Below are 21,711 nucleotides of genomic sequence, written 5' to 3'. Positions count from 1 at the left end.
TTCACCCCAATGATTAACGTAATCCACTCTCCACCCCGCAAAAATATTAGTTTTTGGAATATCATATATGTCATTCTTCCCAGAACAAGCGATTATTGTTTACCGCCCGATACACCAGGTCGTTGCGGCGGGCCAGTAGCTCGTCGATGCGCTTGCGCTTCTCCTCTGCGTTCATGGTGCGGTCACGCTGGATCAGCTCAATCTTGTTGCGCACCACCCTTACCTGCTGCTGGGTGCGGCTCAGGCTGAGGCGTGACTTCAAGATCCCGCCCTGCTCCTCGAGCAACTCATTCGCCTTATCATCCAGCCCTTCACTGCGGTACTGGTCAACGGTGCGCTTGAGCTGGTTCACCTCGTTGAGCATCTGATAGAACTGCTCCATGTGTTGAGTTGTCTTCGCTGGCCCTGTGCCTCGATACACTGCCTTGACCAGCGGGATCTCGTCAGCGCGCCAGCTGGCCGACTCACCTGGGCGATATGCCCTGATCAAGCCGTCAGCCGTAGCCATCACATAGCTACCCATAGTGCCGGTATAGCCAATCACCAAATGCTCAAGCTGCTTGGGCGAGAGTCCAGACATCTCGCCGAGCTCGCGCATCAGCAAGCTGGTTTGCTCGTTGTAGCGAGCCTCCGCCTTGACGGCCAGATCCTGCGGGCTGTCGATAGGGGCGCCGCGGAAGGTGTCATAGTTGAAGGCGGCCTCTACCAGCGGCTTGACGATCTGGGGGGTGGGGTTGAGAGCAAAAGTATCGCCGATCGCCCTGGCCACGGCCTTGCCGAACTGGGCGCCGGTGTCCTTGTCGCCCATGGCGCGCACCATGCGCTCCGGGATGGTGCCGAACATCACGCCAATCTCGAACGGCTTGGGGATCCGGAAGTGCTGATCGCCGACAAAGAAGTGCCAGTTGGCGTCCTTGTCCCAATCAGGCAGCTCTTCGTATCGCTCATCGTCCCAGTTGGCGGCCAGCAGACCGAGCGACATTGCGGTGATCATGCCAGCCCGCTTGGCGATTTCGCGGGGGTTGTCGCGCAGTTCCCGGCTCAGTTTGCCAAGACCCTGCAGGCGAGCATTGAAGAACGGCAACACCAGGGACGCCCCCTGAATAAAGCGGGCCGCCCCCATCATGGAGAAGTCCATCAGGTCTTTTGACTCGAACGCCGCCTGTGCGTGGCTCTTGCCCGCCTTGATGGCAGCGGCATAGACCGCCTCGCGGTTGGCATTCTCGAAAGCCTCGCCATAGCGGTTGTACTTCTCCCACACATTGGCAACCACGCCCTTTGCCTGAGCGGCGTTGCGGATAATGCTCTTTTCGTAGCGGGCAATCTGCTCCGGAGTCATCCCCTTGCGGCGCAGTGACTTGCGCACGGTGTCGGCCATGGCGGTCGGGTCGTTACCGTTGACATAGCCACCAAGGAAGCTGGCGCCGCTGAACATCACATCAATGGTACTGCCGTCCATCGCCAGGGTCTTTTTCACCCCCTTGATGGAGTCGATCACCGGCTTGAAGCCGTCTTTGGTGATCGCCCAGCTGGAGAGTGAGTCGCGCAGGAAGTTGCGCAGCATAAACTCAGGGGATGCGGTCACCCCGGCTGTCAGCAGGCGCTTGGCCTTTGATGCCAAGTTGATCATGGTGCCGAATGGCTGGCGGTCGAAGAATGTCATGGCCCGATACAGGTCAGGATCTTCAACCCGGATCATGTAGTCCTCACCTTCCAGCTTGACGGTGATCAGGTCCTTGCCGTTCTTGAGCGCCCGCCAGTCCATCATATTGGGCTTGGCGACCACCTCGATGAGCCCGGTATCCGCCAGATTCCAGACTGTCTTTTGCGCCGCCATGTTCTTCATAGAGGCGTCAATCAGCTTGCTGGTGCTGGTGAAAATGTTCTCGAGCAGGTCGTTGGTATTGGCCTCTCCACCCTTAAGTTTCTTGATCCCGGCGTTCTGGTTGGCAATGCCCTTAGGCTTGAAGTGGGCGATCACATCACCATCCTCGGTTTCACGGAAGAACGGGATGTACCACTCGCTTTCAAACTCGGCCCGCGCCTCCTTGGTGAACAGGCCAGCCTCCTGCGCCAGATCCAGGGTTGCAGCATTAAGGCGGTTCCAGCGGGCTTTGGCATCAAGGAACTTGGCCTCCTTACCCTTGCCTTGCCCCTTGAGCGCCGCAATGTCATTGGCATCGAGCAGGTTCTCTCTGCCCTGCGCCATCAGCAGCTCGGCCCGGTGACCGGCCATCCAGCCCAGCCAGTTGTGCAGATCAGCCCCCAGATCGGAGAAGATACCAAGCAGCGCGTCTTTCTCGCCGGTACCCGCCTTGCGCTGGATCACCCCGTCTTTCCACTCCGGCAGACCATAGAGCATGGTCGCTTGCATGGTGGAGGCTGCCCCGGTCGCCATCCGCGCCGCAACATAGCCTGAGTCGGCAGCATCGGTAATGCCTGCCGCATCCTCGGCGTACTTGATGGGGGCCAGCGCATCTAGCACTTCTGTGTTGGCCTTCTTGATAAAGCGGTCTACCCATGACTCAACCACGCCGCGATCAACCTTGCGCAGCTTGGCAAGGTTGGCCTTTGTGTTGTCGATGATGTCAGGCTTGGGGCCTAGATTGAGCTTTTCCATGGCCTTGTCGGCGGCCGTATTGGCTTGGCTCATCTTGAGCCCACCCTTGCGGATATCATCCTTGGTGAGTATATTTGAGTCATAAACCCGTTCTGGTGAACCACGCTTGGGCAATTGGAGCCCTTGGGTCGTACCGAGCGGGTTTTGTTTTTTCCGCGCATACCTCAGCAACCCCTCATCAATCCAGCGCTCCATTGCCCCTATGCCATTGTCCTTGCCATAGACGCTGGCAATTCGATTTATTTCAACGCGACCAGCCTTTGCGTTGAGATGAATGGCAGTAATAACCGGCCTGCCAGATGTATCAACAGCATCAACCAATATGGTTTTTGCATCAGACTCTGTTCTTGAATCGAACACAGCAACAGGGTCGTGCAACAGCTCAGGCATTTTCTCTATTACATGCATTGGCACATCATGTTTGACCCCGTTCGTGGCCTTACGAACAATATCCCTGGTAATTCTTAGCGGTAAATCTGGCGCTCCAACCCGTCTGAGCACTGCCGGGGTATGCCCTATTTCTATGACAATCTCACCGCTCTTGAGTGATGACATGGCATTTTTCAATTGCTGGCGATACGCATCAGCCTCGCCCATGTTTGGGGTGAATGGATCGCTCTGCTTGTCCGCCTCCTGACTGAACTTCTGACCACCATCCGGGCCGCCATTGTCAGGGCCGCCGCGCTTCATCTTCTTGCCCAGCCCCTCAATCAGCACTCTGGTTTCAGCTGCGGTAATGCCACCAGGCACAAAGCCGACAGTGCGCAGCGCCTTGGTAACCCATGCCACCACTTGATCCCAGCCGCGGCGCCAAGCGCTCTGCTCCAGTTCGGCTAGGTGGGCGATCACCTCCTCGGCCTGTACCCCGACATCCTCGCCAGCGTAATGGGTATCAACCCAATCCCACACCGCCTTCATGCTGGGGGCACTCTTCGATTTGATAATGCGGCTGATCAACTTGGTGTACTCGCCATCGCCCAGCACATTGGCTAGGCCATAGTGGGCCAGCACCTCATGGCGCAGGATCTCGCGCATCCGCTTGGGGTTGGCGATGGTGTCGGCGGCCACATGCAGGGTGCCGTTGTCATCATCGAACGCGGCGCGGCGGATCAGGCCGTCTTTTGCTGCCAACCCCAGAGCCTTCTCCAGTTCGGCCTGGGTGGCATGGATCTGCACATTAATGCCACTGGCGCCACGGTACTGCTTGAACCACTCCTTGGTGACCAGTTCCGCCTCTTTGCGGGTCAGGTGCTTGGCTGGCTTCTCACCCTGCGCCATGGCCTGCTTGGAGAATGAGACGGCTCGCTTTGCGCCCCCCCCTTCGTCCTGCAGCGGTGGCGCCGATACGATGTTGCTGTTGCTGTTGCTTGCAGCTGGCTTGATTGGGGTTGTGCTGGATGGGTTGCGAACACGCGCTATGGCCGTACTGAGTACGTCTTTCTTGGCCCCTTCAAGCCCCCATCGCGCATCATCCGGATTGTCGTCGTGGCTGATGCCAAGCTCGTCAGCCACCGCCAGCACCTCATCATCCGTCAGGGTGCCTATGTCCACGCCAGCCGCTGGCTGTTCACCAACTGGCTTGGTGGTATCCCCCTCCTTCACCCAGCGATTGAACTCCTCCACAGGCATTGCCTTGATGGAGCCAAGCCCCTTCCACCCCTTCTCATAGTTGGCAAGGTAGCCAGCCTGGGCGGCCTGCTCATCGGTAAAGCCCATCATTACCTTGTGTTCGTCAAACTTGCCGGTCTTGGGGTCCACCTGATCCACCACGTAGACGGTTTCGCTATCTGGCTGTTCACCGATGAATACATCGACATGATCCCCGTCCGCCCCCAGAGTGCGCTTGATATAGCCGTAATCGTGGGCCATGGTGGATTGCCACGCCCTGCCGTCCTGATCGGTGCCGGAGCGGGTGGATCCCTTGGGGTTCTCGAGCGCGATATCCAACCCCTGCAGCTTGAGGTGACCTTTCTTGTAGTTGCCGGCCTCCTTCTGAGCGTCGGTTGGTTCAGGCGCCACCTCGGCGCGGGCAGCCTCGATCTGCTGAACCGGCTCATTGGCGGCTGGCGCGGCGAACTCCCGCACCTTGGCTGCCGATGACTTGGCCACCAACAGGCCGCCCTTGCCAGGCATTGCCTTTACGCCACTCTCCTTGGCCCACTGCTTGATGAGCGGCACATCACCTTTCAAGGTGATGGTGCCATCCGGGTTATCAATGGCCTCTGCCCATGGCGTAGGTGCAGCGACAGGCGCAGGCACTACCGGATCTGGTTGCGCTACCTCAGAAACAGCAGCCCCGGCATCAGGGGCCGGGGCTGTCAGTGTTGGGTCATCTTGCTGCTGTCCATCAGGTACAGGTGGAGCAGTAGTGTTGTCTGCCGGATTTCCGGATCCAGCTCGGTCGGCGAGTCCGGCAATGGCTGGTCCAGCGCCTGCTGCAGCCGGTTCGCCTGCGCCAGGCTGATCGCCTTGTCCTTCACTGCTGATTGCAGGTACTGGGGTAACTGGCTCATTGCTCACCTCTGTCTGGGGTTGGTTGACGGGGATCACCTCTCGGTATCCGGTATCGATAGCTGGTGCTAGTTGGCTGGCATCGCCCGAGGTGGCGGACGGCGCCGGAACTGTTTCAGCGCTTACGCTTGCAGCTGGCTGATCAGATGGTTGGTTCTGGTCTGTGACACTGATGTCATCGAGTTGCGGGGCGCTGGGCTGCGTGGTTGCAGCAGCCTTCACCTGCTCCACTTCGGCGATCTCGGCCACCCCAAAGCCGCCACCATTGAGCGGCACCGGCATCTCCTTGCCCTTGCTGCTGGCCATGGCAGCCTCTTTCTCGGTTGCGAATGGCTTGCCTTTGCGGGTGATGCGGAGTGTCTGGAGCGAGCCAACTACTGCATCCAGTGCAGAGGGCGCTGGATTCTGCTCCAGTGGTTGTGCTTGAGCCGTATTGTCGGCAACAGTCCCTTCGGCTGTATCTGTTGTTGCTGTAAGTTGCTCCGCCGCATTTTCTTCCACCGCTTGCTGCCGGCTTGAAATGGCAGGATCTTCGATAGTATCAACCTGCTGAGACGCGGCCTGAGAGAGAAGGTCATCAACTGTTGGCGCGGACGTTCCGGAAAGCGCCTCTTGCACCGGGCTGCTCTCGGCCATGCCCTTGAACCGCTCCGCGGTATCGTCGCGGCGCAGGTAGGCTGGCACATCACGCAGCTCGTCAAACTGGCTGGCGCTAGGACCGAGCGGGGATTGCTCGCCAGAGGGTGCAACCACCGGATCGGCCATGGCGTCGGCGGCAGGCGCCAAGTCTGGATCTGCCGGTGCGGCAGCGGGGTTCTCCTGCATCGGATCACCAGGCTCAACAGGTGCGACATCCTCCGCAGTGGCGGGATCTACCTGTGCGCCCCCTTCGCTTTCTGGCTGTGACTTGCTGCCGCGCAGCCCGCCAGCGCCACCCAGGGCGCCACCGGTACCCACGCCAATCAGGCCGCCTTCCAGCGCACTGGACACCACTCCTTTCATCGGATCGATATCGGCAACGGCCACCTCGTTGAGGGACTCGTTGATGGTGTATTGCTGCACCCCCTCCTCGAGGGTTTCGCCGATCCCCTCACCTACCGCCCCCTTGGCTGCCCCCTTGAGCACGCCACCGGTCGCCGCCTTGCCCGCCAGCATCTTGAACAGCATGGCATCGCCCATCACAGAGCCCATGGCGGCAGCGCCCCACACCTTGGCGTCGCTCATGGTGGCTCGGCTGGCAACGTTGGCAGTCTCCTCCCGGGCCAGCGACAGCTTTTCCTCATCAGAGAGGTGTTGCGTCTGCTGATCCTGGTCGATACGGGTGAATGCCTGGCGGAAGGTGTCGCTCCGGGATAGCTCATCAAAGCTCATGCCCAGCACTGACTCGCGGGTATTCACCCCAGCGCTACCCACCGAACCGGTCGCGCCAGTGGTGACGGCTGCGCCGGTCGCCAGCTTGGCCACCGTCTTGGCTGCGACAGCCTCGGCCACCTCCTGAGTGGCCCCCCGCTTGATCATGGAGGTGGTGACTGCGCGCCCGATACTGGCCTTGGCGGCGGCACCAGTCACACCGCCAGCCAGCAGGGTCGGCACCATGGAGCCAACGCCCTGCGCCATCTTCATGGCCCATACGTCGAGATCCCCGGCACCATCCCCCATGGTGAGGCGCCCCTCTGGCGTCTCATCAATCAGACTGCGGCCGATCGCCTCTTTGGCATCGTCGCTCATCCCCTCGGTCAGCGACTCGGCGCCTGACTTTGCCAGGTCGCCAGCACCAGCCACCACATCAAGCACCGGGCTCAGCTTGCTGGCCATATTGGCGCGAGCCTGCTCCAGGTAATCGCCTCCCTGCTTGCCAGCATTCTCCTTGCCAAACTGGCTTGCCTGCCGAGCCAACTCACCAATCCCGCCAACCAGATCCAGTGCGCCAGCGCCCACGCCGCGCGCCACATCCCCCAGGCCAACATCGAGGTCGCGCTGTGGGGTTTTGGCGGCGGACGGGGCGGCAGCCGCTGACAGGCTGCTATCGAGATTGCTCCAGAACGGGTCTGTGCGGGTGTCGGATAGTTTCGGTTGTGGCAAGGCGTCGCGCAGTCCAGGCTTGTCCATGGTGTCCTCGGCTTTTTGTGCAAAAGAAAAGCCCCGACCGGCGAACCGATCAGGGCTTGATATGGGGAGTGCTGGCCAATAAGCAGACTGGCCGACTATGGAGAGATGCTAACGCTGGGGGGATGGAAAGGCAACTAGCGGCGCGCTTGCGCCAGACTGATGGCCTGATAGGCGCCAGCCTCCGCATCTCGCAGCCTGCCGGCTGTCACGGTGGCTTGCTCCTCTTTCTTCTGCTTGGCCGCCTGCTGGCGCCACAGCTCGAACGCCGTGTTCATCCGTGCCGGGTTATCCATTAGGCCGCTCAGCTTGCCGTGCTGGTTGGCCTCCTTGATGAACTGCAGGCGCTCGGGATCGCCCCCGGTCCACGCCTTGAGTGGCGCCTCCTGCTTTGGCTCATCCGTTTTGGTGGTCAGGCCGTAGGTATCAGCCAGTGCCGCCTTGCTCTGTTCAAGCTGGGCATCCAGCGCGTCGAGCTGCAGGTCTTTATCCTCTGCATTGCTGGAGGAGATCTTGGCGCGGTTCTGGCCGTGCTGCTTCTCCAGCTCAGTGACCGCCTTCTTGTAGCCGGCCTGGTCAGGCCCAGCCGTCAGGCCAAGGGAGGTGCGCAGCTGGTCGGCGTTACCGATCATGTGCTTGGCCAGCGCCGCCCGCTGATAGGCCGGTTTCAGGAAGTCATTTATGGGGATCACCTTGGGGGTGTCATCCGGCGCAGAGGTCCGGTTATTGGTGACCGGGCGGACTGCCTTGCTGCCGTCGTCGTAGGTCACCTCCACCCCCAGCACCACGCCTCGCCCGTCGGGGGTGATCATGATGTTGTTCAGCTGCTTTCCGGTGATGGTCTTGCCGCTATCCGGGTCGATATCGCCAACCCCCTTGCCGATCTCGTCCTGATAGAGTGTGCCGGCAGCCTTGATAAACTGCGGGTTGTTCACGGCTGCATGCCCTTCCGGTGTGGTCGGGTCGAGCTTTCCTTCCTGAGCCTGGCGCATCAGATTGCCAGCATGGGTGACAAAGGTCTTGCCCGCCTCTGCATAATCCTGCTGCAGGTAGCGCTCCGGGTTAAAGGAGCCAGCCCGCGGATCCCGCACCACATTCCAGAACTGCTGGCCCGGGTCTTTGCCTTCCGCCACAGCTTGCCAGCCAGACTGGATGATGGGCAGGTTCTCCTGTTGGTACAGCTGCTTATTGCGCTGCTCCTTCTGCCACTCATATTCCTGTTGCTGGCGCGACTCCTGAGCTGTGGCGCGGCGTTCAGCTGCATTGGCTCTCGCCTCGGCAGATTTCACCTGGCGCTCGGTGAGCGCGAACTGGCGATCAGCCCGATCGTCGGCAACCTTGTCGCGGCCACGACTGTAATCCAGCTCGCTCTGGTAGCGCTCATCAGCCACCTTTTGCCGTTCCTGCTCGTTCTGCCACATGGCGTCACGCAGGCTCATGGCCTGATCGGCCCGCTCGTCCTCTTTCTGGCCACGGAGATATCTGTCAGTGGTGTTGAACCCTGCCAGATAACCCTCTGCCAACCCTGATACGCTCATCTCAATCCCCTTTAAAACAGGCTGTCCGCCAGAAAGCCAATGCCGCCACCAACCAGCGCCCCTACCGGGCCACCAACCATCATGCCGATCCCGGCTCCCGTCCCGATCGAGTTCATGGTTTGCCCCTTACGGGCAGTCTTGAGGTTTTTGTTGGCAGCCTCCAACTCCTCCTCCCGATTGGCCGCATCACGCAACCCTGCCATACCCTGCTGGCGCGTCTGGGCGCCAATATCAAGCAGTCCGTACCCCATCACATACCTCCACCAGTTTTGATTGCCTCACGCAGGCCGGCATCAGCGCCGGTCAAGATCCCCATCTGGCGCGCCTGCTCCTGCTCGCGCAGGCCGTTTTCCGTGCCCGCCGTCATCAGGGCAGCCCGCAAACCCTGGCTGTTGTCGTTGGCGTTGTTGCTCACCCCCATGCGGGCATTGCGGTTTGCCGTGGCCTGCTGGGCCGAACGCAGGGCGTTGGCGTTATTCTCATCCACCCGGCCGAGCTGCTCCTGCAGCAACTTGCCGTTGGTGGCCAGCTCCATCAGCTCCTTCTGCTTCGGGTAGAAGCGGTCCTTCCAGTCCTGGTAGCTCTCTCGGGTGATCTGTGCAAATGTATCTGCGGCGTATCCCATCGTTTACCCCTTAATAGCCCTTGCCTTGCAGCACGCTGGCTGTCGGGCTGATCTTCTTGCTCACGGTTGTGGTTGTTGCAGGCGCCTTAAGCTCCTTGAGCCCATACGCCGTGCCAGCTCCCGCCAGCGTACCAACCAGACCAGCGGTCGCCTGCTGGCTCTGGAATGAGCTCTGGGCGTCACTGGTGGCCTTGCGCAGGCTGGTAGTTGCCATATCTCCCATGGCAGCCAGCGATTCGGCCTTCTGCCCGGCGCCAATGCTCACCACATCCTTGAGGCCAGCCACATACTTATCTTGCTGGCTGGACTGGGCGCGATTGGTGGTGTCGGTCTGGCTCAGTGCCTGATCAGTCTCCAGATTGGACATGGCAGCCTGATACTTGCCGCTGGTCGGATCCACACCGCCAGCCGCCATAGAGTCGGCCAGCCCGGCGCGTGCCTCACCAAAGGATTGAGCGGTACCCAGCGCGGCCGTACCAGCCAGCTTGTCGTACTCGCTCTCGTTGTTGAGGTCATCCACCTTGTCCATGAAGATGTCCTCATACTGCTGCAGGTCGTTTTTATAGAGCTGCCACTGCTCCATGGCCACGCCAGCCGCAGCTTTCTGGGCTTCCGTCTCCTGAATTTCGTTAGAGCCACCCTTGCCCATCACTCACCTCACAAGTTGATCTGAAACACAAAGAGCCCGTCAGCATCATCTGGCTGACGCGCCCACCCCATTCTTGGCGCTACCCTTAGCCACCCCTTGCGCGCAGAGTGAAAGCGCAACCAGCGGGCGCCTATCATGCGGGCCAGCCGCTTAACCTCCGGTAGGTGGCGCTCTGGCGCACCGCCATCACCCCAGCCGACCCATACCAGCACGCCGGTAGCGCCCTGCTCGCTGACCGGCTTCAACACGAAGCCGTCATCGCCACGCACAAACAAAAACGCCACCCGGTTACGGATGGCGTCTTGCAGTTCGGCTGATAGCCTTGGGTTGCCTGTGTCGCTGGCTATGCGGTTGATTGCCTTACTCATGTTAATGCCATTAGCCAAACGGCTCTTGATGTTATGTTGTACTCTGGCCCAGAAAGAACCCCATTCCCGTAGGCGCTTGTAGCAAATGTGATAGACGCATCGACGTTGGCTGGCAGCACCATAAATGGAAGGATCGTTACGGTTAAATCGACATCGCCACCGGTTGGTATTGTTGCGGTTGCCGTCTGTGTCTCTATGAGTGCGCCATTAAGGTACACATGCAAATTAAGTCCAATAGTGCCAGCCCCAGATACTCTCCTGCGGAACGTAATACCCCCCTGCACCAGCACCAGGTTCCTGGCTCGACTGTATGCCGGAATGGTAAATGCTCCCTTGTGGGTAAGCATCTTGGTGACATCACCAACAATCCGATCGGCATAAATGGTGCCAAGCACCACGCAGTTCTGATCTATCGTGCAGTTACCGATAGTCATATTGCGAACATAGCCGCCCTCGGCATTGAGACGGTTAGTGTAGATACTGCCGTCAGCGTAAATGATGGTGTGCCACCCCCACCCCCAGCACCCATAAGGACCACCCTTGCCAAATCCAGCAGCTCCGCCAGACATAAAGGCGTTGCCCATATCGAACTGGCCGCCGGTGATCAGCGGGGCGCTGATGCTCACCCCCGCCTTGATATAGTCGGCGGTGATCTTCTCGGAGTGGATAATCTGGATAGTCGCCTTGCGAATGATGGCCTCGGCGATCACTGTCTGGCCGTTATCGATGGCAAACAGCGGAGCGGTGGCGCTTGGGCTGTTTGGGTTGAACACAAAGAACTGGCTGGCAGACACCATCACCTGGCTGGTGCCATCACTCTTGGCTACCAAGCCAATCCCGGCCTTGATATCGCCAGCCTGAGCCTTGATTGACCACATAGCCTGAGCGCCATTTTGCAAGTCTGCGATGGCTTGGCTTTGGGACTGCACTGCTGCAGCGTTAGCTGCAATCCGCGGGTCATCTGTGGCCACCCATGCGGTGCCACTGTACCGATATGGACGGTTGTTGTTGGAGGTGTCAAACCACAGGTCGCCAGTTCCCATGCCACTGCCTGGAGCGGTGGCCTGAAAGAACGTCTTATTCTTGCTGCCAGCCACAGCGGAAACCGTGTTGATCTGACTAGCAAGAGACTGCACAGCGCTTGCTCTCGCCTCTGACTCCGCAGTGATCTGGCCTTCTAGCCGATTATCACCATCCTGATAATTAGCAGTAACCTGCTGGATCTGGCTGGCCAGCGACTCCACGGCATCAGCCCGGGTTGTCGCTTCCTCGTTGATGCGCCCTGATAGCGCAGCGTCAGCCGTCTCCATGGCAGACTGCTGCTGGCTCAACTTCTCGGTCATGGCTGAGTCTGCGTCAGCGCTTGCCTTGGCCACCTCGGCAATAGAAGCAGACAGCGACTGGCCAACCCCCTCTATCTGCGCCTCAAGCACCGATGTCTTTTGTGCCAGCGCCTCGTCCGCCGTACTGCGCACCAGTCGTTCCTCGGTGATCTGGCTGTGCAGGTCGGCGCTATCCGCCTCGTAATCTGCGGTGAGCTGCGTCACGTCTCTAGCCAGCGCCTCATGGGCATTGGCCAGCGTTTGCTGCTGAGTAATGATCTTGCCGCGCGCCCGCCTGTTCTCCCGATCGCGCTCATCGCTTGCCAGCGCCCCCTCGACATCCGTTTTGCCGCCGAGATCGATGGATGACTCCATGTTGTCCTGACGCTGTGCCAGCGCCTGGGCGGTATCAACAACCACCTTTTCCAGGCTGGAGATACTGGCCGCGTTGGTGGCGTCACCCTCCTTTACGCTGGCGTCCAGCGTGGTGATCCGCTGAGCAAGTGCGCCGTCACCATCTGCCCGAGCCTGCTCCTCTTGAGCTATTCGAGCTTCCAGGTCACCAAGCTCGCCATCCACACCGGCCGTCAGCTCATCCACTCGGCGCGACATGGCCTCATCAGCCGTCGCTCTTGCCTCAGATTCGCTGGCAATCCCGGCGCTCAGGGCGTTGTCTGCATCGGTCAGCTCGGCATGCATCTGGTCTTGGCGCAGTGCCAGTGCGCTGTCAGCGTCGGTCGATACCTTCTCCAGCGCCTTGATGGCCGCTGCGGTTTCACCAAACGACCCGCTCGTCGAAGCGCTCAGATCATCAATGCGCTGAGCCAGTGCACTGTCCGCGTCGGCAAAGACCTCCTCCACGCCGGTGATGCGAGCCTGGGTGTCGGCATCCTTCCCCTCAAACTTGACGTTCATGTCGGTGATGCGCTTGGCTTGGGCGGCCTGCTCATTCACGATCACCTGCTGCTGGGTGCGAATAGCGCCAAAGGCTGTGCGGTTGCCCCTGTCTCGCTCATCACCGGCCAACGCGGCATCAATGGCCGCCTGACCGGCATCGCCAGCACCATCAGCCTTGTCCTTTGCCAGCTCAATCTCAGCCTGGATTTCATCGAACCGACCAGCAGTAATGCCGCCCTCTGACTCGATAATCTCCTCCAGGGCGCTGATTTTGCCTTCGTTATTACCAGTCCTCACCTCCAGCCCACTGACTCGCTGGGCTGTTACGCCGTCGGCGTCAGCGGTGACGCGCGCCAGCTCGGTGATCCTGGCATCCAGCGCTTCATCGCCTCGGTTCACGGTGGCCTGCAGCCCATCGATTCGCTGCGCCTGGCTAGATAGCTCATCGGTTTGTACCGTCAGCTTGCTTTCAGCGTTGGCCAGCCGCTCACCCTGCTCGTCAACTTCTTGTTGCGTCGCCTTCTGGGCCAACTCCCCCTTGGTGGCATTCAGCTCCTGCCCAATCTGGGTAACCTTCTTCTGCTCCTCCGTGAACTCACCCTTGGTCACAGTCTGGCTCAGGCTGGCATCTAGACCATTGATACGCTGCTCGGCCTCGGTGATGCGCTGCCCTTGGCTATCAACTGTGACGTTATCAGCCTTGCTGGTGATCTGCCCTGATACGGCATCAAGCGACTGGTGTACCTCTGTGATGGAGGTGCGCAGCTCTTCACGGACTGCGTTAACCGCATCCATTGTGATGTTGCCATTCTCAGGATCAACTTCGAACACCGCATCCCGGAAGCTGTCAAAGTCTCCCTTGTACTTGTCGATCTTGTCATTCAGGCGGTCCTGCACCAGCCCGATATCGATACTGGCATTGCCAAGCTGGTCCTGTGCGTCCTTGAGCAGCGCCTCGCTGTCCTGCTGCTTCTTGTTCAGCGACGCCAGCTCCCCCTCGAGGCTGGGGATCTTGTTCTGGATTGAGCCGATGGAGACATCCACCTCCTCCAGCTTTGGCTTGATCGCCTCCACATCCATGGATAGTTGTGGCACTTTTTTGATGGGGTCTAGCAGTTCCTTTGCCAGATGGCTCTCATCAATCTGCCCCTGCAGCTCATCAAGGATGTCCTGCACGTCGCGGCTGGTCTCTGCCTTCACGCCGTTGGCGTTAAATGGGCCAGCGTCATCCTTGCCATTAACGAAACGAACCCAGTAGTAAAAGGTGGCCCCTTTGCCGATGGCATCAGAGAGCACATTGGCCGATGTAGTACCGACCAGCGTGGCAGCCGGCAGGCTGTCTGTCTCTGCTCGCCATACCTCGGCGTGAGCATGACCACGGTAGTTAGGCCCATCCCAGTCGATAACTACGGTATGAAACGCGCCATTAGCCTGCACATTGACCGGTGCGTGAGGTTTGTCATAGGTGCCAGTGGGGAATAGGTCCGGGTTCTTGCCGGGAGTGAACGAGCCGCCAGCACCAGGGCGCAGGGTCGCCAGGCCCAGCGCGGTCAGCTCGCGCAGCGTGATAGCCTTGTCCAACTTATTGCCGCGCTGCCCTGTAAGCAGCTCGACGTTTTCGGCGGTGGCGGCCTGATCTCGCCCGGCCCGATATGCTGCTTTTGCCATTACATCAACTCCGCCATTGAGCCAGCCAGGGTAATACGCCGTACAGTGGCGGTACCGAATACCTCGATTTGCCACCAACGGCCGCGCACAGGGGGTAACCTGAACGCGCTCACAGTCAGATTGCCGGGTGATAGCTCCATTACCTGCTGGTTATCCACGAACAGCCTGACCCCGATCTGAGTGATATCTGACGACAGGATCCGGCAGCAGCCATAAGCCGTGCCACTGACATTCATAAACAACTTCGAGCGCCAGACGAACTGGCCGTTGCCAGCCTCTCCGCCGCGCCAGATATGCAGATCTCGCCCCTTAGCCACAAACAGGCTATCGCTCTCCATGTCCGAAACAGCCGCATCCCAGCGATTTGTCAGCTCACGCAGGTCGCCAGACTTGGGATCAAAGATAAAGGCGTGGGTATCGGTCATGCCGATGTACTTGCCTTCGTGATGCCATGCGCGCAGGGTTTCAGGCTTCATGGCTTGCCACTGCTTGCGGGTGATAACCTGCTCGGTCACCACCTGCCCACCGCTGGCGCCAATGCCGACAAGGCCGTCAGGGGACGCATAGAGCACGACACCATCCATCGCCACCATTGAGCGCGCACTGATACAGGCTTGCGGCAGGTGGCTGAGCTTCTGGTTTGTTACAGAGGAAGAGCTCACGCCTTGAGCCAGATAGGGGTAACCCTTGGTGCCGATCACCAGTGCAGTATCAATGGCAGCGATCGCCACGATATCGTGCTCTGTGGTGAGCCGGTATTTCTCCGGCCAGGCATAGGGCAGATAGGGTTCGCACAGATAGAGCGAGTTGCCAGCAAAGCCAGCACACATACCGTTGGCCATCTGGCACAGGCCGCGCAGGGCAGCAGGGGGCGGCGCGTAATCGTAGGTCTCCAGCACAGGGCCAAGCTCACCATCGGCAAGGCCATCAACAAACGAGGCTTGCGCAATGGGCAGCTCTGCGACCAGCAGGTAATCAGCCAGGCCGCCACCTGAGACAGACCGATAGATCCGGCGCTTGGTGATGTTGTTATCCTGCGACTGTGGAGGAGACAGCGCCAGCGTCACCGTTGATTCAGGGATAGTGATGGACACCTTGCCGCTGGCTGGCCCGGGCGGCCCCTCCTCGCCCATAGCGGTGACATAGGTGTCAACGTAGTAGCGTGTTTCGTCATCGGTGATGTCGTCATCCTTGCCGCCCTCTGGCGGCGTGATGGCGCTGACACCAACAGGAACACCAGGAGCAGGCACCCCCAGCCGGTACCAAGCTGTAGGCTTATTGCTGCCACCAGTGGCAATCTGGGCATGGGTAACCTTGGGGTACTCTCCATCTGTGTAGTAAACGCGCCGGTATTCATCCTGAGCGATGGGTGAACGCATGGCCTCAACCACCTTGTTCCATGCAAACCAGTGCTCGCCATAGCGAAACAGGGTCTTTGGGGTGATTGGAAGAGCAACACCTGCACTCACATCCTCCTCAATGGGAGAGATAACGCCGTGGTCGAAATGACAGTCTCTGGCCACCACGGCCACTTCATCAGACAAAAGGTGAGGTTCAACGCGCGGCGTTACACCTCGCATTGTGACGATATCAATGGCTGACATGGAATTCTCGGCGGGCAGGAAACAAAAAGGCCCACTCAGAATAGAGCGGGCCATGATGGGTAAATCCTAACGCTGACAGCGCCAGTAGGCAAGCAGCCAGATTACGCCCACTTTCGCACAGGCGTCTCTGGGTATGTACGCAGTGCATCGAGGGCAGCGGCCACCTCGGGGGAGGTGGTTCGCACATTGACGTGGTAGCCAGGAACGGCGGCCATCACTGGCACTGACTCTCCATCAACGATGGTGGTTTCACCTGTCGGCTGGTAAATAGTGCCAATCACGCTGATGTCAGAGCCCTGGCGATACAAGGTTCCGCTCTCGCTGTCTTGGGTGAACCCTGCGGCCTTGAGGGCGGTTGTCATGGCAGACTTGCTGCCCGCCTTGAGATACAGATCAATCAGTTCCATGGGTTTTATCCTTCCAGAAATACCAGCCGCCAATGCGGCAGGCGGCCCAGAACAGCCAAGCCAATACCGGCTTACCCTGGGCTATCATGCACTGGCGCAGGCGCCAGTCAGCCTCGGCGCGGGATACCGTGCCTTTGGCGCCATAGTCATGGTCATGCTGCTGGCAGCAGCGGTTAGTACCAGGAGAGACGGGGCCAAGCCCCGTGCAGTAGTGACGGGTCATTTGATGGCCCTGAGTTGCGCCTCAGACGATGGGCGATTCCACTGCCTGAAGTTGCGGATTCGGACGCTACACTGATGGCCTCCGTTCCCTAATGTTCCAATTTCAAGTCGCTCATAGGGAACTTCTGCTAGACCCGGCTTGATGGCACAAGGGACGGAGGACTTCACGATCGGCCCACCATTAAGGCTGAACATGACGTAGCCGCCGTCGTAATCGAACGAGGCGGAGATAACATTTCTCTTTTTCAAGGTGTACTGAGTAGCGTATGCCTTAACATAGTCGTTACTTACCTGTAATTGGCCATCACTCCATATCCCTAAAAAGGTGCGCGTCGGGTAAGCGCCGTCACAGATAAAAGTTATATATCCACTCGTACTAGGACTAATCAACTCGAACTCAAACGCATAGGTTCGACTCTTGCCGTACCCAGGCGAGTTTGCCGGTCCCGGCAGCCATACAGATTCAGCGGCTCGGGTTGCAGCCGCCGTGGTTGTCGGGATAAGAGATGTCGGAGAGCCTTTCTCCACTTGAACGGAGAGGATCTCAAAATCCAGGCTGCCATCACCCTGCCATGAGGACGAGCCTCCCACGTTTGGCCATACAAAAGCCCGCAGAGAACTAGCCGTCATTGTTGAGCGGTGGGTAATCTGCAACGGTTTGCCAAGTTGGTCCGCAGTGATATCAACGGATGTGCCGGTGGTGGCCATATCGTTCGACCCAAGACGGATTCGGTCCATTCCGACCCGTAAAGGGATAAGCTCCACGGTAATTGATACATCATCGCCAACTGTAAACCCTGAGACGCTTGTCAGGTTCAGGTAATGCCCGCCTAGCTCCGTGTTCTCACGGAATTTTGTTGTTACGGTCTCGCCGAGCAAACCAGAACCCGCCGTGGTCTCCACCGTCCCTCTTGTGGCGGTACTGGTAGAACCGTTATGGGGAAAATAAAGGTTTGTCGATCCACGCTCCTTGACCAGCGCGCCCCCCTCGTAACGTGGCTCACCGGCTGGCACCAGGCGCAACTTGCCATCCTTCTGACGCTCAGTCGCGGCGCTCAGTCGTTCAAACTCCCAGCGGCGGGCCACAACGTCCTCACCAACCTTGATTTCCTTACCCTTTCCGGTAACCAATCGCAGGCTATCGACAAGCGGCGACCACACATCCGGCAGCGGCATGGCCGAGTCACGAACAACATCGGTGGCAAGTGCTGCGGAAGCCGCTGCCTTGTCCGCCTCGGCCTTTGCGCGGGCCGCTTGCCCCTCCCCTTCGCTGGTTACTCGCTTCCAAGGGATTAGCTTGTGAGTCGTGCCGTCCGGGGCGGTTACCGTGATCTCTGCCGCGTCGCTGGTAAACAACTGCTGAACCATATCCGACTGGCTCTGGTAGTAGGACAGTGATGCGTTCAGCTTGCGGGCAAACTCCGGGATGGAGTCAGAGAAGGTGGTGATAATCTCGTAAGCCTTGCCGGTGCCAGTGGTGCCACGGAACGCCTGCACGAGATGCAGCTCGGTGTTTGACACCACGTAATCGACTTCATAGAGGTCAACCGTAGTGCCGGTGGTCATACAAAAAAGGTGGCCCTTGGCCACCCCGTTCTTGGCATCAGCAAATGTGGTACCTGTGCCGGTCACCTTCTTGCTGCCGTTTGTGACGGCTACAGTGCCGTCACGCTTCCACACTCCAGCCATCTATGCGCCCCTTACTGCCCTGTTACCCGGTTAAAGCCAGCCTGCTGGCGGGCTTCCATGTTGGCGTCAGCCTGGGTTTTCTCACCAAGCTGCTGCAGGAATGCGTTGTAGTGACCTGCCGCTCGGTTGCTGTTGGCGGCGTACTCGGCATCCTTGGAGAAGCAACGATAGAGCATGAAGTCGATGATGGGGTTGATGTAGATATCATCCAGATCGGCCATAGCTGGGGTGCTGGCGTTCTCTACATCAGCCAGCTGCTTGGATTGCGGGGCGACCGAGTAGATCACATCCACCTTGACCGCGGCGGCCGGGCCAGGGTGCAGATAGAAGGTCTTGGGGTCTCGATCTTCGTAGCAGTAGTTATCAACGGATGTCGCCGTCTTGCCGGAGTGCCAATCTGGATAGCTGTCATCCAGCGCCTTGCGCGGCACAAAGCGGATCACCTTGCCGTTGGCGTTGCGCAGCACCTCAATCAGCCGCAGGGCGTCGGATGGCAGCGCCTGCTTGGTGCCGGCCGCGCAGATAAACTCAACGTTCTTGGTGTGAGCGTCAGGGCGAACCAGCACGATCGCCTTTGTGGCGTCGTTGTAGTAGTCCAGCAGCTCCTGCTTGGGCCAGCGGGTAAATGTCGGATCGACAAGCAGGGTATTAACCCGCTTGATGATGGTTGAAATAGGCACGGTAGCCATGGCGACTCCTTAGAAAAAGCTGTGTTTGCGGGGCGGGTTGTAGTATTCGACTTGGGTTGGGGCGCTGTGCTGTTTGCGGAACCGGCCGGCACGACGCCACCCCTCGACAAACTCGGCGCGATGGAAGTTGGCCCGTTTGGGGTCAGACCAGGGGCGATCCGGTTGGGCATAGAGCAGCGCAGCCACACCATGGGCGATGGCCTCGGCATGGTCGGTGTAGAGCTGTGCCGGCAGCTCCTTGGCGCCTTTTACCGGGGCTGCCACGTACCAGATCCGCACATTGCTTAGATCGGTCAGGATGCTCAGCTCATTGGCCGACATGGCGAAGTAGTCGCGACCAGAGTCCAGCAGCACGCCATCGGCCCCGGTGAGGTGCAACACATTGCAGGAGGTAACCCCGCCCACATTGCACACCACCTCCAGGCTGCCAGCCGCCGCGCTTGGCAGCAGGCGATCGAGGGTGATCAGCTCGGATTCACGGCAGAAAGTGATTGCCGCCTCGGTCACGGCCTCTTCCAGCAGCATCTCGAGCGGACCTGTGATGTGCAGCCTGACGGTAGGCAGGAACTGCTCGCGGGGTACCATTTGCATGCTTAGCCCTCCGCCTTGGCGGCCTGCTTGGCTTTCAGGGCGTCACGCACGCGAACGCGGAAGTCGTCCACCTTCTCCTGCGGCCCCTTCTGCTCGATACCCAGATCTTCACCTTCGATCAGGGTCGCCAGCTGGGCAGAGGTGAGCTTGGCCAGATCGATATCACCGACCACCATGCTCTGCTCTTCGGCCAGGCGGGCAGCTTCGGCAGCAAGGCGCTCCTGCTCTTCCGCTTCCATTCGTGCGATAGTCTCCTGCCGCTCCAGCGTGCCGGCCAGCGCTTCTTTGCTGACCCAGACGGTGGGGAACTCCAGCAGCTGCATGGCGATGTGGCTCTCCACATCAACGGGCGTATGGCGCGGGAACACTAGGCGGGATCCGGTCACGGTGTCTTTCTTGCTCGGCTTGTCGCCGATATAAACCACGGCAATTTTGTCGCTCACGGCAATATCTCCAATCCAGAAATGAAAAAGCCCGGCACTGGGCCGGGCATGGCGTGACTGGCAGCCTTACAGGTTGCCGATCACCTCATAGTGCAGCTTGAGCTTGACCGTGCCCGTTGCCGCAGCGCCGCCGACGGTGAGGGTGATCTCCTGGTCGGGCAGCGTTCTCAGATCGTCCACCGGGAAATACTTGGATACCGCCGTTGCCGTGCCCTCGGCGTTGATGATGGTGGTATCGCCAATCTTGACGGTCAGCGTGGTGCTGGCCCCCAGCGCGCCGCTGATGAGGGTGGCGCCGACCACTTTCAGGTTGGGCTCCACCTTGTCACCAAAGGCGATGACGTCGCCGGACGGCACCGCCGCCAGCTTGGCCACCAGGGTCGGAGAGATAGAGAGGTTGCCGAACGAACCAATAAACCAGCGGTACGCTCGGGCGAGCAGGGTAGTTTTGGCCATGATATGGCTCCTTATCAGATCAGATATCAACAGGAGGGGGCATCAACCCCCTCGCTCGGGTGGTGGGTTAGCGCGCGACGGCGCTGACGGCGGTATCCAGCACCATACAGCCATGGTCCTGAATGTTGCCGTTGCGCTGCTTGAAGCGGATCTTCTGCAGGCCGGATACCCAGCTGATGGAGATCTCGGTGTTGTTGCCGTGGTTGGTTTTCTCTTCGTGCATGCCGAATTGAGAACCCTGCTCGCCGGAGCCGAAGGCGTTGGCCAGCGCCTGACCGCCCAGCAGCACGGCGCGGTCGATGGTGGTGCCGGCAACCTTGTCCACTTCCGAGCCGGTCGCGGAGTTGGCGGCGCACACCTTGACGGTGCTGCCCTGGTTGAAACGGATCGGCATGCCCTTGTAGGGCTTGACCAGGATGCCACGCCACATCGCACCTTCACCGCGGAAGATGGGGTGACTCCAGCCCTTGCTGCGCTCCATCGCGGACGCCAGCATTGCTTGCCAGTCCTTGCCGGAGCTGGAGGTGTAGAAGTCGTGCCACTGGCGCGGGGTGACATAGAGCACGTAGAGCGGCTCACCACCAGACGGATCCGCCACCATGCGGATCGGCTGGATGGGGTTGGCCATCTCGGACAGGAACAGCGACATGTTGTCCACACAGCCAAGATTGAAGCGATCAGCCGCGTCGATGGCTTCGAAGCTGGTCGCATCACCGCCGAAGAAGTGGCGCTCGTAGGTGGGCGCAGTCAGCGGGTTGATCATGATGTCGGCAAATTCCGGGTCATCCGCCAGCGGCAGAATGATATCGGTCGCGTAGTAATCGCCGCGGGCGCCGGCCAGCTGGGCAAAGCCGCGCTGATCAACCAGTCGGCCGTAGTAACCATCACCAAGCAGCGCTCGAGCGGTCTTGATCAGGTCGTGCCGGGTGCGAGACTGACTCATCTTGCCGCCAGCATCCACACCGTGACGGGTCTGGTTGACCTTGAGCGAGAAGTCTGCAAAAGAGAGGCTTTCCAGGCGACCATCAATATTCTGGTCACCCATGGTCGGGCGGCCAGAGAGCTGATGAAACAGCTGCATATCAACGGAGTCGCCAGCTTGCTTGGACAGATCGGTGATGCGAACCACCGGTGCGCCTGCACTGGTCTGCTTGCCGCCGTTGACCTTGACGCCCTTGGGGGCCTCATCGGTCAGCATGTTCACCAGCGAGTGGGAACGGTTGGCCGCGGTAAACAGGGCGGCCTGCAAAATCTTGTTGGCTTGCGCCGAGGTGACTTGGGTCATGATCCTCTCCTACATGAAAAC

Annotated in this window: 16 protein-coding genes; all 16 read right to left on the bottom strand. The window is 59.6% G+C overall.

Going from position 1 to position 21,711, the window contains the following annotated elements; genetic code table 11:
• Window positions 1–70 precede the first annotated feature (70 nt).
• Window positions 71–7,240 carry an LPD38 domain-containing protein gene (locus G5179_RS00610; protein WP_421257654.1) on the bottom strand — a complete coding sequence of 2,390 codons (7,170 nt, stop codon included), beginning with the start codon at window positions 7,238–7,240 and terminating at the stop codon, window positions 71–73.
• A gap of 134 nt (window positions 7,241–7,374) precedes the next feature.
• Entirely contained in the window at window positions 7,375–8,775 is a 1,401-nt protein-coding gene (locus G5179_RS00605) for a hypothetical protein (protein WP_421257653.1), read from the bottom strand.
• Between the two features lie 11 nt (window positions 8,776–8,786).
• Window positions 8,787–9,026, bottom strand: coding sequence for a bacteriocin (locus tag G5179_RS00600; RefSeq protein WP_421257652.1), 240 nt, complete (start codon window positions 9,024–9,026; stop codon window positions 8,787–8,789).
• A complete protein-coding gene (locus tag G5179_RS00595; RefSeq protein ID WP_252655467.1) occupies window positions 9,026–9,400 on the bottom strand; it encodes a hypothetical protein in 375 nt (124 codons plus the stop codon). Before G5179_RS00595 ends, G5179_RS00600 begins: the two co-directional genes overlap by 1 nt.
• A 10-nt stretch (window positions 9,401–9,410) precedes the next feature.
• The gene (locus tag G5179_RS00590; protein WP_139407377.1) at window positions 9,411–10,049 is read right to left on the bottom strand and encodes a hypothetical protein; all 639 of its coding nucleotides are present in this window, start codon (window positions 10,047–10,049) and stop codon (window positions 9,411–9,413) included.
• Window positions 10,050–10,057: 8 nt separating this feature from the next.
• Window positions 10,058–10,417 carry a hypothetical protein gene (locus tag G5179_RS00585; RefSeq protein ID WP_421202711.1) on the bottom strand — a complete coding sequence of 120 codons (360 nt, stop codon included), beginning with the start codon at window positions 10,415–10,417 and terminating at the stop codon, window positions 10,058–10,060.
• Window positions 10,414–14,304 (bottom strand): phage tail tip fiber protein, encoded by a 3,891-nt coding sequence (locus G5179_RS00580; RefSeq protein ID WP_421257651.1) that lies wholly within the window; start codon window positions 14,302–14,304, stop codon window positions 10,414–10,416. Before G5179_RS00580 ends, G5179_RS00585 begins: the two co-directional genes overlap by 4 nt.
• Window positions 14,304–15,908 (bottom strand): hypothetical protein, encoded by a 1,605-nt coding sequence (locus G5179_RS00575; protein ID WP_421257650.1) that lies wholly within the window; start codon window positions 15,906–15,908, stop codon window positions 14,304–14,306. The genes G5179_RS00580 and G5179_RS00575 overlap by 1 nt, the downstream gene beginning before the upstream one ends.
• A gap of 101 nt (window positions 15,909–16,009) precedes the next feature.
• The gene (locus G5179_RS00570; protein ID WP_421257649.1) at window positions 16,010–16,315 is read right to left on the bottom strand and encodes a hypothetical protein; all 306 of its coding nucleotides are present in this window, start codon (window positions 16,313–16,315) and stop codon (window positions 16,010–16,012) included.
• Window positions 16,302–16,538 (bottom strand): hypothetical protein, encoded by a 237-nt coding sequence (locus G5179_RS00565; protein WP_421257648.1) that lies wholly within the window; start codon window positions 16,536–16,538, stop codon window positions 16,302–16,304. The genes G5179_RS00570 and G5179_RS00565 overlap by 14 nt, the downstream gene beginning before the upstream one ends.
• Entirely contained in the window at window positions 16,535–18,226 is a 1,692-nt protein-coding gene (locus tag G5179_RS00560) for a phage head spike fiber domain-containing protein (RefSeq protein WP_421257647.1), read from the bottom strand. Before G5179_RS00560 ends, G5179_RS00565 begins: the two co-directional genes overlap by 4 nt.
• Before the next feature lie 11 nt (window positions 18,227–18,237).
• Window positions 18,238–18,915, bottom strand: coding sequence for a DUF6682 family protein (locus tag G5179_RS00555; RefSeq protein WP_421257646.1), 678 nt, complete (start codon window positions 18,913–18,915; stop codon window positions 18,238–18,240).
• A 9-nt stretch (window positions 18,916–18,924) separates the two neighbouring features.
• Window positions 18,925–19,506 (bottom strand): hypothetical protein, encoded by a 582-nt coding sequence (locus G5179_RS00550; protein ID WP_421257645.1) that lies wholly within the window; start codon window positions 19,504–19,506, stop codon window positions 18,925–18,927.
• 2 nt (window positions 19,507–19,508) lie between these two features.
• On the bottom strand, window positions 19,509–19,949 hold the full coding sequence (locus G5179_RS00545) for a hypothetical protein (protein ID WP_421257644.1): 441 nt from the start codon (window positions 19,947–19,949) through the stop codon (window positions 19,509–19,511).
• 66 nt (window positions 19,950–20,015) lie between these two features.
• Window positions 20,016–20,405 carry a hypothetical protein gene (locus G5179_RS00540; RefSeq protein ID WP_421257643.1) on the bottom strand — a complete coding sequence of 130 codons (390 nt, stop codon included), beginning with the start codon at window positions 20,403–20,405 and terminating at the stop codon, window positions 20,016–20,018.
• Between the two features lie 67 nt (window positions 20,406–20,472).
• Window positions 20,473–21,690 (bottom strand): N4-gp56 family major capsid protein, encoded by a 1,218-nt coding sequence (locus G5179_RS00535; RefSeq protein WP_421257642.1) that lies wholly within the window; start codon window positions 21,688–21,690, stop codon window positions 20,473–20,475.
• Window positions 21,691–21,711 lie beyond the last annotated feature (21 nt).

This window comes from Aeromonas sp. 600886, assembly GCF_049174935.1.
Lineage (GTDB): Bacteria > Pseudomonadota > Gammaproteobacteria > Enterobacterales > Aeromonadaceae > Aeromonas > Aeromonas veronii_A.
The sequence above is the reverse complement of the archived record's forward strand: the minus strand, read 5'-3'. Positions and strand labels throughout refer to the sequence as shown.

What these genes read in the sequence shown, in the direction of transcription:
- G5179_RS00610 (WP_421257654.1), bottom strand. Translation starts at nt 7,240, where the DNA reads ATGGACAAGCCTGGACTGCGCGACGCCTTGCCACAACCGAAACTATCC.
- G5179_RS00605 (WP_421257653.1), bottom strand. Translation starts at nt 8,775, where the DNA reads ATGAGCGTATCAGGGTTGGCAGAGGGTTATCTGGCAGGGTTCAACACC.
- G5179_RS00600 (WP_421257652.1), bottom strand. Translation starts at nt 9,026, where the DNA reads ATGGGGTACGGACTGCTTGATATTGGCGCCCAGACGCGCCAGCAGGGT.
- G5179_RS00595 (WP_252655467.1), bottom strand. Translation starts at nt 9,400, where the DNA reads ATGGGATACGCCGCAGATACATTTGCACAGATCACCCGAGAGAGCTAC.
- G5179_RS00590 (WP_139407377.1), bottom strand. Translation starts at nt 10,049, where the DNA reads ATGGGCAAGGGTGGCTCTAACGAAATTCAGGAGACGGAAGCCCAGAAA.
- G5179_RS00585 (WP_421202711.1), bottom strand. Translation starts at nt 10,417, where the DNA reads ATGAGTAAGGCAATCAACCGCATAGCCAGCGACACAGGCAACCCAAGG.
- G5179_RS00580 (WP_421257651.1), bottom strand. Translation starts at nt 14,304, where the DNA reads ATGGCAAAAGCAGCATATCGGGCCGGGCGAGATCAGGCCGCCACCGCC.
- G5179_RS00575 (WP_421257650.1), bottom strand. Translation starts at nt 15,908, where the DNA reads ATGTCAGCCATTGATATCGTCACAATGCGAGGTGTAACGCCGCGCGTT.
- G5179_RS00570 (WP_421257649.1), bottom strand. Translation starts at nt 16,315, where the DNA reads ATGGAACTGATTGATCTGTATCTCAAGGCGGGCAGCAAGTCTGCCATG.
- G5179_RS00565 (WP_421257648.1), bottom strand. Translation starts at nt 16,538, where the DNA reads ATGACCCGTCACTACTGCACGGGGCTTGGCCCCGTCTCTCCTGGTACT.
- G5179_RS00560 (WP_421257647.1), bottom strand. Translation starts at nt 18,226, where the DNA reads ATGGCTGGAGTGTGGAAGCGTGACGGCACTGTAGCCGTCACAAACGGC.
- G5179_RS00555 (WP_421257646.1), bottom strand. Translation starts at nt 18,915, where the DNA reads ATGGCTACCGTGCCTATTTCAACCATCATCAAGCGGGTTAATACCCTG.
- G5179_RS00550 (WP_421257645.1), bottom strand. Translation starts at nt 19,506, where the DNA reads ATGCAAATGGTACCCCGCGAGCAGTTCCTGCCTACCGTCAGGCTGCAC.
- G5179_RS00540 (WP_421257643.1), bottom strand. Translation starts at nt 20,405, where the DNA reads ATGGCCAAAACTACCCTGCTCGCCCGAGCGTACCGCTGGTTTATTGGT.
- G5179_RS00535 (WP_421257642.1), bottom strand. Translation starts at nt 21,690, where the DNA reads ATGACCCAAGTCACCTCGGCGCAAGCCAACAAGATTTTGCAGGCCGCC.